The sequence below is a fragment of the Prevotella sp. AM34-19LB genome (assembly GCF_003468525.1).
In the GTDB taxonomy this organism is placed as follows: Bacteria; Bacteroidota; Bacteroidia; order Bacteroidales; family Bacteroidaceae; genus Prevotella.
Map to the genome: position 1 here is coordinate 1 of NZ_QSIG01000131.1, position 771 is coordinate 771.

A 771-nucleotide genomic window follows, 5' to 3' on the forward strand; every position below is an offset into this window, starting at 1 on the left:
ATTACGAAATGAAAGAGGTGCATGTTACGATAGATCCAGTCATGGATGCAGAGCTTTTGAAGACGTTGCGTCTCTTCGGGACTCGTACCTGTATACGTTACAGCATGGAACCCATCAAGTTCATCAAGACCGTGTATCACATCAACACTTATACGGATGGAAGTATCATGTATCCGGGGAAGACTCCGCCGGCTCTGCTGTTGAATTCTTCCTATTCACCTTCCTTTGCAGCAGGTCTCCTGCAGATGCGATACATCTATTCCATGCCGGTAGAGCGAATTACCAAATACTTTGCCGACAATGGGTTTACGTTAAGGAAAGCTACGGCAAACAAGCTGATTGCCAGAAGTGCCGATGTACTGGAAAACTTCTATAAGGCTATCTGCCAAGTAGTGTTGCAGCAGGATTATGTCTCGGCAGACGAGACATATCATAAAGTGCTGCTAGCCAAGACAAAGCCTACGGACAAGGGTTCGAAGAAAGGCTACCTCTGGCTGTAAGTGCGCCTGAACTGGGACTTGTCTTCTTCGTATATGAGGATGGTTCACGTTCTGAGCAGGTCATACTTAACGTATTCTCTGATTATAAAGGTACCATACAGAGTGATGCATATGCTCCTTACCGGAAACTGGAGTCGGATGCTTATCCTGACATTATGAGAATCGCCTGCCTACAGCATGTCAAGAGAGACTTCATCGACTGCGGCAAGGAGGACAAGGATGCTCAGAAAGTCGTAGATATCATCAACAGATTTTATCGAGAAGACAAAAA

The 771-nt window shown here is 45.7% G+C and carries 2 protein-coding genes; both read left to right on the top strand.

What is annotated here, in order from left to right; translation table 11 throughout:
* A partial coding sequence (locus DW830_RS17010; protein ID WP_255415648.1) for an IS66 family transposase occupies window positions 1-500 on the top strand: 500 nt, incomplete at its 5' end.
* A gap of 11 nt (window positions 501-511) precedes the next feature.
* On the top strand, window positions 512-771 hold a 260-nt coding region (locus tag DW830_RS17430), incomplete at its 3' end, for an IS66 family transposase (RefSeq protein ID WP_410524537.1).